Consider the following 18,563-nt stretch of genomic DNA (forward strand, 5'->3'; position numbering starts at 1 on the left):
GTCCGGGCTTGGCTGGGGCATCCAATCCACTGGGGGACAATCACCATGCTCCGCACAATCCTGATCTTCGGTCTTCTCGCCGGCGCCGTCGTCGCCGTGCCGATGAACCTGATGATGATCTTCGGCAAGGAAGGCGACGGCAGCCACTCGCTGTTCACCGGCTACGCGCTGATGCTGCTGGCCTTCACCTTCACCTTCGTCGGGGTGAAGCACTATCGCGACCGCGCCCTGGGCGGGGTGATCCGCTTCCTTCCAGCCCTGCTGGTCGGACTGGGCATCAGCCTGGTGGCCAGCCTGATCTATGTGATCGCCTGGGAGATCACCCTCCACGCAACCAACTTCACCTTCATGGCCGACTACAGCCAGGCAATGATCGAGCGCGCGCGGGCCAGGGGCGACTCGCCCGAGGCGCTCGCCCGGCTGACCGCCGAGATGCAGGCGATGCAGGTTAAGTACGCCAACCCCCTGTTCCGGCTGCCGATGACCTTCGCGGAGATCTTCCCCGTCGGGCTGCTGGTCTCCGGGGTCTCCGCCGGCCTGCTGCGAAACAGCCGCTTCCTGCCGATGAAGGTCGTGCAGGGCTGACGGGTCTTGCGGAGCGGGAATCCGGAACCACATCTCCGGACATGAACAACTCGCTCCGCACCTTCATGCTGCTGGCCGCCCTGACGGCCATCTTTGTTGTCGCCGGGTTCCTGATCGGCGGTACGGCCGGGATGCTGATCGCCCTGACACTGGCGGTCGGCATGAACCTGTTCAGCTACTGGAACGCCGACAAGATCGTCCTGCGCATGTACGGCGCGGTCGAGGTCGACGGGTCCCATCCCGACGCGCTGATCCGCAACTATGTCGACGACACCCTGGCGCTGGCGGACGGCGCCGGCCTGCCGAGGCCCCGCATCTATGTCATCGAGACCGATCAGCCGAACGCCTTCGCGACCGGCCGCAATCCGGAGAATGCCGCCGTAGCCGCTACCGTCGGCCTGCTGCGCATGCTCGACCGGCGCGAGATTCGCGGCGTGATGGCGCACGAACTGGCGCACGTGAAGAACCGCGACACCCTGACCATGACGATCACGGCGACGATCGCCGGGGCCATCTCGGGTCTGGCCAATATCGCCTTCTTCTTCGGCGGCGACCGCGACCGGCCGGCGGGCATGATCGGCACGATCCTGATCGCCGTCCTCGCGCCGATCGCGGCGGCGCTGGTCCAGTTCGCCATCAGTCGGGGCCGGGAGTACGAGGCGGATCGCGGCGGCGCCGAAATCAGCGGCGATCCGGACGCGCTGGCCAGCGCCCTGCAGAAGATGGAGGCCTTCGCCCACCGGACGGTCAACGAGACCGCCGAGCGCAATCCCGCCACCGGCCAGATGTTCATCATCAATCCGCTGGCCGGAACGGGCGCCGACAACCTGTTCTCGACCCATCCGGCCACGGCCAACCGCGTCGAGGCGCTGCTGAAGCTGTCTGGCGGGACGCGCCGGGGCGGGACCTCGGTGCCGCCGACCCGCCGCGCCGGGCCGTGGAGCTGATCAGCGGTTCAGGCTGAACGGCTCGGCATAGGCCGCCGCCGACTCCCGGATCAGGGTTTCGAGCTGCTCGAACAGTGCGGGATCCTCGGCCTTGAAGTTGAAGCAGCTCTTGCCCTGCATCCGCTTCTTCAGCGCTGGCGGGATCTTCGCGGCCAGATCGGCATGGGTGTAAACCGGCATCAGGTGGACGCTGACATAGGCCTTCCCCCGACGGATGCCGCCGAACCACATCCGCTCGCCGGGCCTGGCCGGATTGTCCCAGGGCGCGGCCAGTTGCAGCCCGTATCCGTCTGACACGCTGGCCGACATGCCGGGCGCCGCCCTCTGCATCAGGGCCGCCAGGGTCTGGGCCACACCGTCGAGACCGCTGCTCATGACCGCTCCCGCCATCCGTTTCACGCAGGATAACGCAAGCGCATGGACGCGCGCGACGATCCCGGTGAAAAAGGGGCTCAAGCCTTCCGGGGACGTCGCATGAATCGCCTGTTCACCACCCTCATCGTTCTGGCCATGGTCCTGGGCATCGGCGTCGGCTGGTGGTGCAACCAGTACCTCGACGCGGCCCAGACAGAGTCGGCCGTCGGCTGGTTCAAGGTGATCACCGACGTCTTCCTGCGGTTGATCAAGATGATCATCGCGCCGCTGGTTTTCTCCACCCTGGTGGCGGGCATCGCGCACATGGGCGATGCGGCAAGCGTCGGCCGCGTCGGCGCCAAGACCATGCTGTGGTTCATCACCGCCTCGATCTTCTCGCTGCTGCTGGGCCTGGTCATGGTGCATCTGCTGCAGCCGGGCGTGGGCCTGACCCTGCCGATTCCGGAAGCTTCGGCGGCCGCGGTCGACGCCTCCAAGCTGACGATCCAGGAGTTCATCACCCACGTCTTCCCCAAGTCCATCTTCGAAGCGATGGCCAACAACGAGATCCTGCAGATCGTGGTGTTCTCGATCTTCATCGGGGTCGCCGTCGCGTCGCTGGACGACAAGGCGCCGCAGATCCTGGTGCTGGTCGAGCAGCTGGCCGCCATCATGCTCAAGGTCACGGGCTATGTGATGAGGCTGGCCCCGCTGGCCATCTTCGCCGCCCTGGCCGGAACCGTGGCCAAGTACGGCATCGACATCCTGGCCATCTACGCGAAGTTCATCGGCGGCTTCTATCTGTCGCTGGGCGTGCTCTGGAGCCTGCTGGCCCTCGCCGGATTCCTGATCGTCGGGCCGCGGGTCCTTCGCCTGCTGGGCAGCGTCTGGCAGCCGACCCTGCTGGCCTTCGGCACCGCCAGCTCGGAGGCCGCCTATCCCCGCACCCTTGAGGCGCTGCAGAAGTTCGGCGTCAGCAAAAAGGTCGCGTCCTTCGTTCTGCCGCTGGGCTACTCGTTCAATCTGGACGGGTCGATGATGTACTGCACCTTCGCGACCCTGTTCATCGCCCAGATCTATGGCGTCGAGATGAGCATCGGCCAGCAGATCACCATGCTGCTGCTCCTCATGGTCACCTCCAAGGGCATGGCCGGCGTGCCCCGCGCCTCGCTGGTCGTCATCGCCGCCACCCTGGCCTATTTCGACCTGCCCGAAACCGGCATCGCCCTGATCCTGGCGGTCGATCACCTCCTCGACATGGGCCGCTCGGCGACCAACGTGGTCGGCAACTCGGTGGCGGCCGCGGTCGTGGCCAAGTGGGAGGGCCAGCTGGGCGAGGGCGAGCCGGACAAGCCCGCACCCGCCGCTGCCTGATCCGCGCGCCGCTCGAGAGGGAGAACCGGCATGAGCGTCTCTGTTACCCGGGACGGTTCTGTCACCATCGTCTCGATCGAGCGGGCGGACCGCCGCAACGCGGTGGACGGCCCGACAGCGCGGCGGCTGTACGACGCCTTCAGGGCCTTCGACGCCGATGACGCCGCGTCGGTCGCGGTCCTCACCGGCGCCGGCGGCAATTTCTGCGCCGGCGCGGACCTCAAGGCCATTGCCACGGGCGGCGGCAACAGGGTCGAACGGACGGGCGATTTCGGCCCGATGGGCCCGACCCGCCTGCAGCTCGGCAAGCCGGTCATCGCGGCGGTCGAGGGATTCGCTGTCGCCGGCGGGCTGGAACTGGCCCTGTGGTGCGACCTGCGCGTGGCGGCGGCCGGAGCGACCTTCGGCGTCTTCTGCCGCCGCTTCGGCGTCCCGCTGATCGACCTGGGCACGGTGCGCCTGCCGCGCCTGATCGGCCAATCACGGGCCATGGACATGATCCTGACCGGCCGGCCCGTGGCGGCCGACGAGGCCCTCGCCATGGGCCTGGCCAACCGCGTGGTCCCGGATGGCCAGGCGCTGGACGCCGCCATCGCACTCGCGCAGCAGATCGCCGCCTTCCCGCAGGGCTGCATGCGCAATGACCGTCAGTCGGCGCTCGAGCAATGGAGCCTCGACTGGGACGCGGCGACGGCCCGCGAGATCGCGCTGGGCTACGAGACGCTCAACTCCGGTGAGACCGCCGCCGGCGCCGCACGGTTCACCGACGGCCAGGGCCGGGGCGGCCGGTTCTGACGGAAGCTCAATCCGCCGCTTGCGTTCCCCGGACGGCGTCGCTAGGTTCCGCGCCTTCGCACTCAGGGGGTTCATGACCCTCACACCCGGCGTCTACGGAGAGGTGGCAGAGTGGTCGAATGTACCGCACTCGAAATGCGGCGTGCCTGGAAGGGCACCGTGGGTTCGAATCCCACCCTCTCCGCCACCCTTGCCTGAAAAATAAGGGAAATTCGCCGCCGAGGCGGTCCGGTCCCACTTTCGGTCCCACTTTGGGTCCCGCGCAGGACGCCCGAAGTGTAGGAAATGCGCGCCATCGCCACCTTTCGGGCTTTGGCTGAGGGCTGAAGGCAGCCTGCGCGGCGCGGCATCGGTGGTAGGCCGCTCAGAATAAGGGAGAAGCTCCGATGGGCGCACCGCTTCACTACGGACTCGAACTGCCCGATCGATGCATGGCGCTCATCGACGCCCTGCTAACCGACGCCGAGAAAGTAGGGTCGTCAGCGCTTGGCGGGCTTTCCACGACATTTGTTCTGGCGATGTCCACCCCGATGATCGTGCTTCCTATCGAACGCATCTGGAAGCCGCGGGACGGGAACGCAGACTACTATGTCAATGAACGACACTTGAGGCCCGAGGTCGCTGAGGCGCTCGATACTGGGCTACGAGCAGCCCACATTCATCGACTGCCATTTTTTAAGCCAGGTGCCTGGCGCTTCGCATCGGCCGCCTACGATCAAACGCTAGACCTCACTCAGGCCTTCTCCCAAAACCTTGAAGGACAACTGGCCGAAGAGGACTCGGCGCGTGCCGCAGCCGCTATGCAGCCGTCGATGTGGGCGGGCTGCCTGAGGAACGCATTGTCGCACGGCGGCATCCTCTATCTCGACAGCGAGGGAAGGCAGGCCGAGGGAAGGGCTGCCGAAATGTTCGCCTTCGTCTCGGGGAAATACGATTACGTCGCCAAACCCCCGCGATTGATGGAGCTGCGAGCGCTGCGAATAGCAACGGCCGACTACGTATCGTTCCTGCGCGGGTGGAATAGCTGGCTCAAGTCTGTTGGCATGTCCTTCAGCGAAGCCGCTTGATACCCAATCGACACCGGCCTCGACCCGCACGCCGCGTTGGTCGGCGCGCGATCTTTCTGCTCCCGTCCTGCCCTCTCTGGCCGGACCACCTTGTAGTGATCTTGCTATAGTGATCGCGCCCTCTAAGCCGGGTTCTCTTACCTATCAGCTCGATGGTGAGACCCTTTGTATTGGGCATAGGGAGACTCCCCGGCGGCCGCTGAATGGCCGACAGGGGAGCCCCTATGCCCGCTGCAATGTTGACCAGCTCGACGGAGCCGACCCCCCGCACCAGGGCCCCTACCTCCCGACGCGGGGGAAGGATTGGTGGCTGCTTTCAGCGCTGCGTCGCGCTGGTGATCGGGCCTCCACCTTTCGGGCCGCCCTTGGCTTGATCACATCCCGTGGTAGCCGATCCGCTCGCGCCGCCACCGTTAACCGTCCGGTTCATCGAGCGCCCTGCCGCACTGCCCGCAGGGAGGGCTTGAACGAGCGCTAGGAGGCCTCTGAATTGCTCAGCAGCGCTTCCGCCGCATCGGCGGGGATCAGGCGACGCCCCGCCACACGAACGGAGTGGAGCTTGCCGCTGTTGATCAGGTTGTAGACGGACGAGCGGGACAGGCCGTAGGCGCGGCAGAAGTCCTGCACCCGGTAAGCGCGGGGTTCCACTTCGGTCGTGCTCTTGGTCATTGCGGTCGCTCTTCCGTCCAGAGGCGACCATCTCAATTCACCCGAACTTCGGAGGGTGCAAATAGTGCAATCGTGCGGCGCTGAAATTCATGTCCGCACGATTTTCGGGTCAGCTTCGGCGCGGTCCAGCGGGGGGCCCGGGGCGTCGGGCCCCGAGCACCTGCCTGATCCAGGCTCGGGCTTCATCACGGCGTAGTCCGGGGTGCAGGGCCATCAAGAGCCGCGCGCCGTCGTTCAGCGGCAAACTCCCCTGGCGATCCGCGGCGAGCGACCGGATGGAGGCAGCGATCAGATCCTCGCTGGGCTCGGAAGTGCTTTCCGCAAAGCCGTCCGTTCGGCGCCCATATTGGATGGTGCGTCGGAGCATCGCCAGTGTCGCGTCCCTGCTGGTCGTCGTCGTGAAGACTTGAAACTCCGCCTCGGCAATCTCGACCAGCGCGGGGTCGCACTCGTGCGTGGCGAAGACACCGTTCGCCCAAGTCTGCACGGGCACATAGCGCAGAGGCTCGGGGACTACCTGCCCGCCGAACTCTCTCACGAAGTAGCGCGGAGCCGCCAAGGCGTTTCGCGGGAGCGCGAAGAAGCGGCCGCCGCCGGGGAGCGTGCCGAGATATACGAAGAGCTGAAGGTCGCCGCCCTCGACCGCCTGCTGCAGAGCAATCCTGATGGCGTAGTCGACCAGCTCGGCGCGCGTTTCCACTTCTTCGCCGGGCGGCCCCTTGACCCGCTCGAGGTCGATCCCAATCGACGCCCTGACGATGGCCCTTTGGTCAGCCGCCCGCACAACGAGCGCGCCGGCCTGCCGGTAGAGTTCCTTGATGTTGACGTTTGCGCTGAAGCGGGGCGGTTTGGGTTCGAGCTTCGCGAAGGCGCCGAACTGGCTCCGCTGCATCACAGGTGTCCGATGGAAGGGCGTTGCGCGCCAAGGCGATCATGCCAAATCCCGCTTTCGCCCGTCCAGACTAATCCACCGTCCGCCATGCTCAGTTTCCTTGAGACAACAGAATCAACGGGAGCGAAGCAATTCAATGCGCCCCGTCACCTCCAACACCTTGATGTGCAGCCTGTGGACCTGCAATCTTCTGGGTTGCGGGGTGTGGCGTTTCGCTTTGAGGCGATGCGGCGCCTGTTCACGGGGTCACATGCAGCGGGTCAGCGCCAATTTCGGGTTCTTGAAGCCCCATGGCGACCAGCTTTTCCGGCTCGCGGCACTGGCCGAGCACTACTTCCGGACAGATCCAAACACCTGCCTCTTCAAGCTTCGCCAGTTTGGCGAGCTGTTGGCGCAGGAGGTCAGTGCGCGATCCGGGCTGCTTGCCACTCCTGACGAGCCCTTCCATGCCGTCCTGGGGGCTCTGGCGCGCGCTGGCTACGCTCCCAGCCGAACCCTCGACATGTTCCATTTCCTGCGACGCTTCGGAAACGAAGCCGCGCACGAGGGACGGGATGACTTCGCGACCGCTCTCAACGGACTGAAGGTCGCACGCGAGTTGGCCTTGTGGTGGGTTCGCAGCTACGGCGGTGATGCGACGCTCTCGCCGGGCCCCTTCACCCCGCCGCCTGCTCCCGTTGACCCAACGGTCGAGCTTCGAGCAGAGCTGGAGCGACTTCGGGCGGAGGCCGAAGCGAACCGCACGGCAGCCGAAGTCGCCCAGGCACAAGCTGACCGGCTCGTGGAGCAACATCGGAGCGCCGAGGATAGAGCCGCTTCCGAAGCCGAAGAGCGCGAAGTTTGGCAGCGACTGGCGGAAGATGCCGAAGCCGCAAAGGTCGAGGTCACGAACCAACTTGAGGCCCTTCAGGTGGCGGCTGTGGCTACGCCTCCTGCTGCTCTCGCAATGTTGCGCGAAGCCGCCGGCGCGGCAGAAGCACGGATCAATCTCGACGAGGCAGCCACCCGCGAATTGATCGACCAGCAGCTTCGGGACGCAGGCTGGGAGGCCGATACTTCTGCTCTCCGGTTTGCCTCTGGCGCCAGACCGGCAAAGGGACGCAACCTCGCCATCGCCGAATGGCCAACGGACAGCGGACCTGCCGACTACGCACTGTTCGCGGGCCTGTCACTCGTCGGGGTCATCGAAGCCAAGCGCAGGAACCGCAACGTCATGGAAGTTCTGCCGCAGGCGGAACGCTACTCTACCGGCATCCGGATTGAGGCCGCTCAACAGGCACTCGGAGGCCCTTGGGGCGAACACAAAGCCCCCTTCATCTTCTCGACTAACGGCCGCCCCTATCTTCGGCAACTTGAGACGGCGTCCGGGATCTGGCGGCGAGACACTCGGAAGACCACCAACCCGGCCGCCCCGCTCGACGCCTGGCCATCTCCACAAGGATTGTTGGAGCGCCTTGAGGTTGACCGTGATGCTGCAGAAGCTGCCCTCGCGGCGATGGGCTTCGAGTTCGGCTTTCCCCTTCGCGCCTATCAACAGGGCGCAATCGAAGCGGTTGAGCGAGGCCTTGCCGAGGACCGTAGCCACATGCTCGTGGCGATGGCGACTGGAACTGGCAAGACGAAGCTGGCCATTGCCCTCCTTTACCGCCTGATCGCAGCCAAGCGTTTCCGGCGTATTTGCTTCGTGGTCGATCGGAGCGCACTGGGCAATCAAACCGAAGACGAGTTCACCACCACCAAGGTCGTCAGCGGCAAAGCCTTCGCGGAAATCTTCGGCCTGAAGGGGCTCAGCGACATCACACCGGACCCGGAAACTCGGGTCCATATTTGCACCATCCAAGGGCTGGTCCGAAGGGTCCTGTTCGCTGACACGCCAGCCGCTATTCCGCCTGTGGACCAGTATGATCTGATCGTCGTTGACGAGTGCCACCGCGGCTACCTGCTCGACCGCGAGATGTCGGACAGCGAGCTTAGCTTCCGCAATCAGGACGACTACGTTTCCAAATACCGAAGGGTTCTGGATCACTTCGACGCCGTGAAAATCGGCCTGACGGCGACCCCGGCGCTCCACACGGTCGAAATCTTCGGGCGGCCGGTCTTCACCTACACCTATCGCGAGGCGGTGATTGACGACTTCCTGATCGACCACGAACCACCGGTCAGGATCACGACGGCGCTTGCCCAGTCCGGCATCCATTTCGTGGCCGAAGAGCAGGTGCCCTTCATTCATGCACCGACGGGTCAGCTTGAACTCTTCACCCTGCCGGACAATCTGGATTTTGACGTCGAGACCTTCAACAAGTCGGTCATCACCGAGGCCTTCAACCGCGCTGTGGCCGAGGAACTGACCAAACACATCGACCTGTCTCTGCCGGACAAGACGCTGGTGTTTGCAGCGTCGGATGCGCACGCCGACATGGTAGTCAACGAGCTGCGCAAGGCATTTCGCGAGGCCTATGGCGACATCGAGGACGCATCGATCCGCAAAGTCACGGGCAGCGTCGACAAGGTCGGCAAGCTGATCAAGAGCTACCGCAATGACGCCCTGCCGAAAATTGCGGTCACGGTGGACCTGCTGACCACCGGCGTTGACGTCCCCAAGATCACCAACCTTGTGTTCCTGCGGCGGGTGAACAGCCGCATCCTCTACGAACAGATGCTTGGTCGGGCCACACGGCTTTGCCCCGACATCGGCAAGGAGACGTTCCGGATTTTTGATGCCGTCGACCTCTACGAGCGGCTGCAGCACCTGACCGAGATGCGGCCCGTAGCGGCCGATCCGAAGCTCACGCTGACCCAACTGCTCGAAGAACTGGTCCGCATTGACGATGCGCGCCACCGTGCCGACGTCCGCGACCAGATCATCGTCCGCATGAGCCGGCGGCTCAGGAAGCTGACGGATGAAGGCCGCGCCCAGGTCGAACTGGCGGCCGGAGAGCCGCCCGAAGCCACAATGGATCGTTTTCGGCACGGTGAGCCCGAGGCGCTGGCTGCCTGGGCAAAAGAGCGTCCACGCTTGGGCCCGGCCCTCGACTGGAGCACTGACGGCGGGACGCCGCGGATGGTGCCTATTTCCGACCACCCCGACGAAGTCGTTTCCGTCACGCGCGGCTATGGCAATGCCACGCGACCCGAAGACTTTCTGGGCGCCTTCGCCGCCTTCGTCCGCAACAACCAGAACAGCATTGCTGCGCTCAATGTCGTGGTGACACGACCAAAGGATCTCACCCGCGAGGAACTCCGTCAGCTGCGCCTACGGCTCGACGCTGAGGGCTACAGCGACGCGAATATGCGCCGCGCACTGGTCGAAACGACCAATCGCGACATAGCCGCCTCGATAATCGGGTTCGTCCGTCAGGCGGCTCTCGGCGATCCGTTGGTCCCCTATGCCGACCGGGTGAAGCGGGCTATCGACACCATCCTTCAGCGAGGCGGATGGACCGATGTCCAGAAGCGCTGGCTGCAGAGAATCGGGGAGCAGATCGAGAAGGAAATAGTGGTCGACCGCCAGTCGCTCGACCAGGACCCCTTCCGTGACCATGGTGGCTTCAAGCAGCTAAACCGTCGCTTTGACGGCAAGCTCGAGGCTCTGTTGGCGGACATTAGTGAGGAAGTATGGCGAACGGCGAGCTGACGCGTGGACGAGTGACCACACAGGACATCGTAGGGAGGCTGTGGAACCTCTGCCACGTCCTCCGAGATGATGGCGTCACCTATCAGGACTACGTCACCGAGCTGACCTTCCTGCTCTTCCTGAAGATGATGGAGGAGACCCAGCGCGAGACGCGCATCCCGGCCGACTATCGCTGGCGGCAGATCGCCAGCCGCGAGGGCATCGACCAGCTAGACCACTACAAGCGCGCCCTCCTGGACTTGGGCCGCGCGCCTGATCCGACCGTGCAGGCGATCTTCACCGACGCCCAGACCAAGCTGCGCAAACCCGCCAACCTCAAGACCCTGACCACCGCGATCAACGACCTCGACTGGTTCTCGGCGCGCGAGGAGGGCCTCGGCGAACTCTACGAAGGCCTGTTGGAAAAGAACGCCGGGGAGAAGAAGTCCGGGGCTGGGCAATACTTTACCCCGCGCCCGCTGATCGACTGCATCGTGCGGCTAATGAAGCCTCAAGCGGGAGAGGTCATTCAGGACCCGGCTGCTGGGACGGGCGGCTTTCTCGTCGCGGCCGACCGCTACATCAAGGACGCTACCGACGACTTGTTCACCCTGCCGCAGGCCCAAGGGTTTTTTCAGCGGACCAGCGCTTTTGTCGGCGTCGAACTGGTTCCGGAGACTCACCGTCTGGCCCTGATGAACCTCATGCTCCACGGCATCGAAAGCCCCATCGTTCTGGGCGACAGTCTGTCACCAGACGGCGAGGCGCTGGGCAAGGCCGACCTGATCCTGACCAACCCACCCTTCGGCACCAAGAAGGGCGGCGGGCGGCCCAGCCGAGCTGACTTCTCGATCACCGCCGACACCTCCAACAAGCAACTGGCCTTCGTTGAGCATATCGTCCGCGCCCTTAGGCCGGGCGGTCGCGCGGCGGTGGTTCTGCCCGACAATGTGCTGTTCGAGGACAACACCGGCCGGCGTCTGCGCCAGTGGGTGATGGAGCTGGCCGACCTGCACACCATCCTGCGGCTGCCGACGGGCATCTTCTACGCCCAGGGGGTCAAGACCAACGTCCTGTTCCTGCGGCGGGGAACCACCGATCGAGCCAACACCAAGGCCATCTGGGTCTATGACATGCGCGCCAACATGGCTGCGTTCGGCAAGACGCGGCCCTTGACCCTGGCCGACTTCGCGCCATTCGAGGCGGCCTATGGCGACGACCAGAACGGATGCTCAGCCCGCACCGAAGAGGGCGAGGAAGGCCGCTTCCGACGGTTCAGCCGCGCGGACATCGACGCCCGCAACGACAATCTCGACATCTCTTGGCTGCGCGACGATAGCGACGACGCCGACGACGACTTGGCTGAGCCGGAGGACATTGCCGCCGCGATCATGGGGCACCTTCGGGCCGCTCTGTTGGAGGTGGAGGCGGTGGATGCCGAGCTTGCGGGCGAGGAGGCTGTGCCGGCGGAGATGGAAGCGTGAGCGAGCTCCCGGGGGGCTGGGCATCCGCGACCGGCGCCGACCTCTTCGACCTCGTGCGCGGGGTGTCATATGACAAAAGTGCTGCTCGCAGTCAGCCCGGGCCGGACTTGGTCCCGGTATTGCGAGCCAATAACATTCATGCAGGCAGGCTCAATCGAGACGACTTGGTCTATGTCCCAAGTCAGTTCGTGGCCTCGCACCAACTTCTCCGTCTCGGCGACCTAGTGATTGCATCATCATCGGGGTCGCGCACGGTGGTGGGAAAGGCGGCCCCTGCTACGCTTGAGTTCGGCGATGCAGGGTTTGGTGCCTTTTGCACGGTCGTGCGGCCGTGCGCGCCAGAACTGGCTGGTTGGCTTCGAAATTTCTTCAGAACGGATGAATACAGATCATTCGTAGAGCGCGTTGCGCTTGGCATAACCATCAATAACTTGAGGGGCAGCGATCTAGCCGCCGTTCCAATCTGTGTCCCGCCCGCCGCCGAGCAGCAGCGGATCGTGGAGAGGCTCGACGCCCTGAACGCCCGCACGGCCCGCGCGCGCACCGACCTCGACCGTATTCCCACCCTCGCAAAGCGCTACAAAGACGCTGTTCTGGACGCCTATTACCGGGTGGACGTCCACGCTAATGAACCGCTGAAGAACATCACACCTAAGGGCGCATCGATCATATACGGGATACTTCAACCCGGCCCCGACATACCCGGCGGCGTTCCATATGTGCGACCAACAGAAATTGTCGACGGACGTCTCGACCCGACGATGATGCGCCGCACGTCTCCTGACATTGCCCAAAAATACCGGCGATCGACCTTGGAGACTGGAGACGTCCTGCTGTCGATCGTGGGCACGATCGGCAAAGTGGCGATTGTGCCTGAAGAGCTGGCTGGCGCAAACATTACCCAGTCCTCCTGCCGGATTCGTCCCGCTCCAGATCGCCTGTTCCCGGAGTATTTGGCCTATTTCCTAAAGTCACCATTGGCCGTTGGACAGTATGGCGATGCTCGACTGGGAACGGCTGTGCCACGGCTCAATCTTGAAGATGTCCGTGAAATTCTGATCCCATTGCCGACACTCAACAAGCAAGCCGAAGTCGTTCGACAAATTGATCAAGCGTTCGCCGAAATCGACCGCCTGACCGCCGAGGCTACCGCCGCGCGCAAGCTGCTGGACCGGCTCGATCAGGCAGTGCTTGCCAAGGCGTTTCGGGGCGATCTTGTCCACCAGGACCCCGCTGATGAACCCGCCAGCGTCCTTCTGGAACGCATCCGCGCCGAACGGGCCGCCGCACCCGCTGGCGCGAGACGTGGTAGGAAGCGCTCCGGTGCTGGAATGGACAGCTCAACTTGATTGCTATCGGCGTCATCGACGTGGGCTCCCCCCGCAGCGGCAAGCTCGGCTGGGCGATCCTGCCGCCGAACGAGACCGCGCGGACTGGCAGCGACCTCGACGCCTTCGTCGACCAGATGGGAGAGTTGGGCAGGTCTTGGCCCATGGCCGTCGGCTTTGAGGCGCCGCTCTTCATCCCCGCTCGAACGGTTGCGATGGACGTGCTCTCGGGCCGTCGGGGCGAAGGCTCGCGCCCGTGGAGCGCTGGCGCCGGAGCCACCGTGACCGCCGCAGCTCTGGCGGTGGTCACATACACGCTCACAGGTCTGCGCTCGCGGTTACCGGATGCGGTGGGCGCCACGGACTGGAACACGCCGCCTGCGGCGCCTGGGCAGGCCCTGTTCTTCGAGGCTTTCGTCACAGGGGCCGCCAAAGGTCTGGACCATGCCGACGACGCCCGGATCGCTGCCGAGGCCGCCAGGGGCCTTCTGTGCGGCTCTGGCGCCTATTGCTCCGCGATCGATGAGGCCGCCGTGTTTAGTTTGTTGGGGGCCAGCCTTTTGCGGACCGGATGGTCGACCGACCTTGGCCTGCTTTCGTCGCCGTGCTTGGTGGTGAAGCCGGGATTTGATCACCACGCCGCTTGATGGCGTTCGAGTAGGGCAGGCGATGCACCGCTAAGCGGACTTCGCGGTCTTGCCAAAGGGAATGATCTTTCCACCTTGAGCCTTGGGCTCAATGTAGGTCGCCCAGGCATCCATGAGCTTGCGGCGCTTTTCCAGAGCATCGCCCCGCCTGTAGGCCCGCTCGGTCGCATCGCCGATGGTGTGCGCCAAAGCTGCTTCAGCGACTTCACGGGGATGGCTTGAGACCTCACCGGCCCAGTCCCGGAATGATGAACGAAACCCGTGAACGGTGTCGTCGCAGCCCAACCGCTCCATGAGCTTGCTCAGCGCGTTCGTGGACAACGGACCCCCGTCATGGCTCGGAAAGATCGGCCGCTGTTCCTGAGCCTTGCCGGCGGTCAGCGGCTTGATAGTTCTAAGAAGCGCCATCGCACGGCCGCTGAGGGGAACACGATGGTCTCGGCCTGCCTTCATGCGCTCAGCCGGAACGGTCCAGACCCTGTTCGCCATGTCGACTTCTTGCCACGTCGCGCCAAGCACCTCGCTCGTGCGCGCTGCGGTCAGGATCAGGAACTCCAGAGCCGTCGCGGAGACCGCCTCGCGGGTCCTGAGGCGCGTGATGAGGTCCGGGAGCTTCGTATAGTGGAGCGCGGCATGATGGCCGCGTGAGAGCTTCTTGCGGGGCGGGAGCAGCAGGTCAAGGTGGCCGCGCCACTGGGCCGGGTTTTCGCCGCTTCGGAAGCCTTGGGCCTTGCCAGCGTTCAGCACCCGTTCGATCCGTCCTCTAAGGCGCGACGCCGTCTCGGGCTTGGCCAGCCAGATCGGCTTCAGGACTGCCATGACCGCCAGTGTCGTGACGCGATCGACAGGCAGGTCACGAAGGGATTTTGCATAGACCGTCAGGGTCATTTCCCACTGCGCCCGGTGCTTGTCATTCCGCCACTGGGGCGACTGGGCTTCGATGTATTCGTCGGCCAACTCTCCGAACGTCGGGATGCGCACGGGCGGCGCGGCCTCCGCATTGCGCACTTCGATGGGGTCGCCGCCATCCTCTAGGATGCTGCGCGCCTGGTCCGCTTTCGCACGAGCCTTTGCCAGCGATACCCCGCCGGGTCCCGCTGATCCCAGCCCCATCTCCCTGCTGACCTCACCCCGGTTCCACCTGAGGACCCAGCGTGACCGGCCTTCCTTGTCGCGGACGAGATAGAGCCCGCCGCCATCGGCGTGACGGCCCACGCCCAGCGCATCCAACTGCTTCGCCTTCAATCGATGTAGAGTTCTCGCCATTCTCTCAGATCCCTTCGCGGGTCCCACTTTCGGTCCCACTTCCGGCTCTGGATACTACCGCACAAGCGCGCACAGGCGAAGACAAATGGCGCGTAAGTTATTGTTTTATAATGGTTTTATTGGACATCTGTGGACACCTATGGACATGTGTGTGGCGGGCACCCTCTCCGCCATCGCCCCGCGTCGTCTTCCTCCGATCGAGGCCAGGCGACCGGAGGCGGTCATCGAAGTCCGGTTCGCCATCATCGGCCCCAAATCCTGCGATCCGGCGCTTCAGGCGTTGGGCGTGATCACCGATGTCGGCGGCCGGTTGAAGATCGAGCCATGGGTGGTCAGGCCGCAAGGGCGCGAGGTCCCGTACTCAAATCGTCGGACGAGGCGCTTGTCCGCAACTCGACCCGAAAGCCGGGGACGTATGCGGTGGATCCAGGAACACCGACTGAAGGCTGGAGTCGCCGGAAGGCGTGGTGAGCGGCGGCAATGCGCCATCTGCAGATATTGAGTTTGCGCCCGTAGGCAGGCCCTTCCAGAAGGCTCGGGCCTCTTCCCGCGGAATTCAGCCAAGGGGCGCCCGCCGCTTCGACCCCGACGTGCAGCGGCTATCGACATGGCGCTGCCCCCACGGCCAAACGGTCGTGGCAACGAACATCGCAACCGGGCGGAGGCGCCTGCGGCATCGAAGGTTGCAGATTGGGCCCGGGCTTCCCTTTGGGCAGCCTTGCGCGGCGCCGGTGCGGTCATAAAATGGCGTTCTTCGAGTCTGGTCGCACCTGGAGGCCGATTGCAGACCACGGTCAGGGGAGCGAGATGAGCGGCTGCGGAGAGGAATTGCAGCCGGCGCCCGGGTCGCGATCGATCAGGGTGGGCGTGATCGAGGATGATCCGTCCATCAGGGCCCATCTCGTCGACATCCTCACCGTCTCCCCCGGCTTCGAGATCATCGCCGAGGCCGCCAGTGTGGCGGCGAGCGAAGCTGTCATCAAAAAGAAACCCGACCTCCTGATCCTCGATCTCGGGCTTCCGGACGGGTCCGGTATCGATGTCATCCGCCGGGTGCGCCAGGACACGGAACTTTCCGGCTGTCGGATCCTGGTGCTGACGCTGTTCAGCGACGAGCGCCGGGTGATGGATGCCCTGTCCGCCGGCGCAGACGGCTATCTCCTCAAGGACACCGAGGACGACATTTTCGTGCGCGAGATCTTCGCGACCCTGGCCGGCGCGTCGCCGATCAGTTCCGCCGCCGCAGCCCACCTGCTGCGGCGCGTGCGCGAGCAAGCGGCTCCCGCGGCGGCGACCCCGCTGCAATCGGGCCTGACGCTCACCCATCGCGAGGTCGAGCTTCTGCAGGTGCTGGCGAAGGGCCTGAGCTACAAGGAAGCGGCGGGGATCATGGGCATCTCTCCCAACACCGTCGCCGACTATGTGAAGAACATCTACCGCAAACTGGGCGTCAACTCGAAGGGCGAAGCCGTCTTCGAGGCGCTGGCGTCGGGAGTGATCAGGCTATGAAATCCTGGCTCGAAGCGATTGTCCGCCCCGCTCCGGGCTGGCGGGCCTGGGTCGTCATGGCTGTTCTCGTGGCTGGTATCCACGGTTCGTTCTGGTGGTTTTCCGCCGCGGTCCAGAAACTGCCGCAACCCCCGCAGGTCATTGACCAGCTGCTGATCCGGCAGGCGCTCGCCCAGCGCGTGGACATCACGACCCCGCCAGCGACGCTGGAGCTTCTTCGACCCGGGCCGGGTGTGAAGGAGGGACGGTTGCCGATGGTGCCGCCCGAGGCGCTGAGGAACACCTGCACACGCGGACACGAAGGCGTGGGCATGCGGGTCCAGCTCCCGTTCGAGGCCCAACCCGGCGGGGAGGCCAAGGGACTGCTCGTCCAGTTCGCCGCGGACAACGTCGCCGTTTACCTGAACGGCCATCTGATCGACCAGCCGCGAGGGAAGTTCGACGCAAAGCCCTCGCGGGACGGCCGCAGGCCCTATCTGCTCACCCTGCCCGACAAAATGCTCGTAGCGGGAACAAACCGGATCGACCTGCTGGTCAGGCACAACGGCTGCCTGCCCATCGTCACCCACGTCCAGTTCGGCGACTATCGCATGCTCGATGGCCTGCGGGACAAGGCCGTCGAAATGCGGATCGTTACGCCGTGGCTCGCAATCGGCCTGGCGGCCTTCGTCGGCCTGGCCGGGCTTCTCCTGTTGCCGATCGCCGACAATCGTCGGCTGTTCCTGTCCTTCGGCCTGATGATGATCGCCCTGGCGGCCAGGTCATACTACTCGCTGTGGAACGACTGGCGTTTCGATCAGGCTGCGTACGCCGCGGTCGGGGCGGCGGTTTCGATCCTCAACGGCGCGACCATCGCTGACTTCGTGCTCGTGCTCAGCCGAAAATCGCGCGGCAGGATCGAGGCGATCCTGCTGCACACGGTGACTCTCGGTCTGCTGGGACTTGTCCTGATCGCATACATCGTCGGCTGGACGCCGGTCCTGACCTACGTCGACGCGCCGTATCTGTTCATCACCGCGATCTATGCCGGCGTGCGGCTGCTGCTCTGGTTCCGACGGGACCCAGGCCAGGCGCTCTGGCCGCTCGTGGTGTTCTCGATCTACGTCGTGACCACCATCAACAGCCAGATCACGTCGTGGCTGCTCATTCCGATGACCTTCAACACGAGGCACCTGTTGCCGTTCTACCTGGCGACGGGTCTGGGCGTGATCATGCTCTACCGGGGCTTCCTGCTGTACCGGCAGGCAGAGACCGCGCGGGCGTCACTCGCCATCCAGGTCGCCGAGAAGGAAGAGGAAATCCGGGACTCCTATCTCCGGCTGCGCGAGCAAGAGCGGCTGAACACGATCAACGCCGAGCGGCAGCGGCTGATCTCCGACATGCACGATGGCGTCGGCGGTCAGCTGATGAGCTTGCTGGCCATGGCGCGCAGCAAGCGCTTCAATCCCGCTGAACTGCCGGACGCTGTCCAGGTGATCATCGATGACCTGCGGCTCATCATCGACTCGATGGACAGCGCCGGCGACAACCTGCAGGAGGCCCTGCACGCCTTCAGAGACCGGATCCTGCCTCGCCTGGAGGCCGCCGGAGTAGAAGCGCACTGGTCCGACGCGTTCGGCCCGGAAGGGCGCACCTATCGGCCGCAGGAAATCTTGCAGATTTATCGCCTGCTGCAGGAGGCGATCACCAACGTGATCAAGCACTCCGGCGCCTCGCGCGTTGATCTGAACGTCGAGGAAGTGGCGAAGGGCCTCGAGATCCGGGTCATCGACAATGGGCGGGGCATGCCCGATCAGCCTCAGGAAGGTCGGGGTCTGTTGAGCATGCGGCGCAGGGTCGCCGAGCTGGGCGGCGAGCTCGAACTCACGCCCGGAGACCCTTCGGGGACAGTGCTCTACGCGCTTATCCCTCACGGATAGCCCACATATGCATGGGGTTGTGAGAGGCAGCCCGTCGCAGCGAAGTGCAGCGCCTGAGACACGGGATCCCGGATCCTGTCTCACCCCGGCGCGAGCCCGCTGCCGCATCTGCGG

Annotated in this window: 15 protein-coding genes and 1 tRNA gene; 12 read left to right on the forward strand and 4 right to left on the reverse strand. The window is 64.7% G+C overall.

Features of this window, described 5'->3' with window-relative positions:
- Positions 1-45: 45 nt before the first annotated feature.
- Both AC3WJT_RS04020 and htpX read left to right on the forward strand, forming a co-directional pair.
- On the forward strand, positions 46-585 hold the full coding sequence (locus tag AC3WJT_RS04020; protein WP_492341774.1) for a DUF4199 domain-containing protein: 540 nt from the start codon (positions 46-48) through the stop codon (positions 583-585).
- 41 nt (positions 586-626) lie between these two features.
- Positions 627-1,532, forward strand: coding sequence for a zinc metalloprotease HtpX (htpX, locus tag AC3WJT_RS04025; protein WP_492341775.1), 906 nt, complete (start codon positions 627-629; stop codon positions 1,530-1,532).
- Here htpX and AC3WJT_RS04030 read toward each other — a convergent pair whose 3' ends face one another.
- On the reverse strand, positions 1,533-1,907 hold the full coding sequence (locus tag AC3WJT_RS04030) for a DUF1801 domain-containing protein (RefSeq protein ID WP_492341776.1): 375 nt from the start codon (positions 1,905-1,907) through the stop codon (positions 1,533-1,535).
- 99 nt (positions 1,908-2,006) lie between these two features.
- On the opposite strand from AC3WJT_RS04030, the gene AC3WJT_RS04035 reads away from it, so the two are divergent.
- The 4 genes from AC3WJT_RS04035 (at position 2,007) to AC3WJT_RS04050 (ending at position 5,122) form a co-directional block, all read left to right on the forward strand.
- On the forward strand, positions 2,007-3,260 hold the full coding sequence (locus AC3WJT_RS04035; protein WP_492341777.1) for a dicarboxylate/amino acid:cation symporter: 1,254 nt from the start codon (positions 2,007-2,009) through the stop codon (positions 3,258-3,260).
- 30 nt (positions 3,261-3,290) lie between these two features.
- Positions 3,291-4,055 (forward strand): crotonase/enoyl-CoA hydratase family protein, encoded by a 765-nt coding sequence (locus tag AC3WJT_RS04040; RefSeq protein WP_492341778.1) that lies wholly within the window; start codon positions 3,291-3,293, stop codon positions 4,053-4,055.
- 97 nt (positions 4,056-4,152) lie between these two features.
- Positions 4,153-4,242, forward strand: a tRNA-Ser gene (locus AC3WJT_RS04045).
- Positions 4,243-4,441: 199 nt separating this feature from the next.
- Positions 4,442-5,122, forward strand: a complete 681-nt coding sequence (locus tag AC3WJT_RS04050) for a hypothetical protein (RefSeq protein ID WP_492341779.1) — start codon at positions 4,442-4,444, stop codon at positions 5,120-5,122.
- Positions 5,123-5,596: 474 nt separating this feature from the next.
- Here AC3WJT_RS04050 and AC3WJT_RS04055 read toward each other — a convergent pair whose 3' ends face one another.
- Together AC3WJT_RS04055 and AC3WJT_RS04060 are read right to left on the reverse strand one after the other, a co-directional pair.
- Positions 5,597-5,791 carry a helix-turn-helix domain-containing protein gene (locus AC3WJT_RS04055; protein WP_492341780.1) on the reverse strand — a complete coding sequence of 65 codons (195 nt, stop codon included), beginning with the start codon at positions 5,789-5,791 and terminating at the stop codon, positions 5,597-5,599.
- Positions 5,792-5,900: 109 nt separating this feature from the next.
- Positions 5,901-6,683, reverse strand: coding sequence for a hypothetical protein (locus AC3WJT_RS04060; protein ID WP_492341781.1), 783 nt, complete (start codon positions 6,681-6,683; stop codon positions 5,901-5,903).
- 136 nt (positions 6,684-6,819) lie between these two features.
- Here AC3WJT_RS04060 and hsdR point away from each other — a divergent pair, with 136 nt between their 5' ends.
- From hsdR to AC3WJT_RS04080, 4 genes are read left to right on the forward strand one after another with little or no spacing between them, the layout of a single operon-like run.
- Positions 6,820-10,317: a type I restriction-modification system endonuclease gene (gene hsdR, locus AC3WJT_RS04065; RefSeq protein ID WP_492341782.1), complete on the forward strand. Its 3,498-nt coding sequence runs from the start codon at positions 6,820-6,822 to the stop codon at positions 10,315-10,317.
- Positions 10,318-10,328: 11 nt separating this feature from the next.
- Entirely contained in the window at positions 10,329-11,780 is a 1,452-nt protein-coding gene (locus AC3WJT_RS04070) for a class I SAM-dependent DNA methyltransferase (protein WP_492341783.1), read from the forward strand.
- A complete protein-coding gene (locus AC3WJT_RS04075) occupies positions 11,777-13,129 on the forward strand; it encodes a restriction endonuclease subunit S (RefSeq protein WP_492341784.1) in 1,353 nt (450 codons plus the stop codon). The genes AC3WJT_RS04070 and AC3WJT_RS04075 overlap by 4 nt, the downstream gene beginning before the upstream one ends.
- On the forward strand, positions 13,126-13,755 hold the full coding sequence (locus AC3WJT_RS04080) for a hypothetical protein (protein WP_492341785.1): 630 nt from the start codon (positions 13,126-13,128) through the stop codon (positions 13,753-13,755). The genes AC3WJT_RS04075 and AC3WJT_RS04080 overlap by 4 nt, the downstream gene beginning before the upstream one ends.
- Positions 13,756-13,785: 30 nt before the next feature.
- On the opposite strand, the gene AC3WJT_RS04085 is transcribed toward AC3WJT_RS04080, so the two are convergent.
- Complete coding sequence (locus tag AC3WJT_RS04085; protein ID WP_492341786.1) at positions 13,786-15,000, reverse strand: tyrosine-type recombinase/integrase; 1,215 nt, start codon at positions 14,998-15,000, stop codon at positions 13,786-13,788.
- Positions 15,001-15,765: 765 nt separating this feature from the next.
- On the opposite strand from AC3WJT_RS04085, the gene AC3WJT_RS04090 reads away from it, so the two are divergent.
- A complete protein-coding gene (locus AC3WJT_RS04090; RefSeq protein ID WP_492341787.1) occupies positions 15,766-16,530 on the forward strand; it encodes a response regulator in 765 nt (254 codons plus the stop codon).
- Positions 16,527-18,449 carry a sensor histidine kinase gene (locus AC3WJT_RS04095; RefSeq protein WP_492341788.1) on the forward strand — a complete coding sequence of 641 codons (1,923 nt, stop codon included), beginning with the start codon at positions 16,527-16,529 and terminating at the stop codon, positions 18,447-18,449. The genes AC3WJT_RS04090 and AC3WJT_RS04095 overlap by 4 nt, the downstream gene beginning before the upstream one ends.
- Positions 18,450-18,563 lie beyond the last annotated feature (114 nt).

It is taken from the genome of Caulobacter sp. FW305-C-30-S16, from assembly GCF_058783025.1.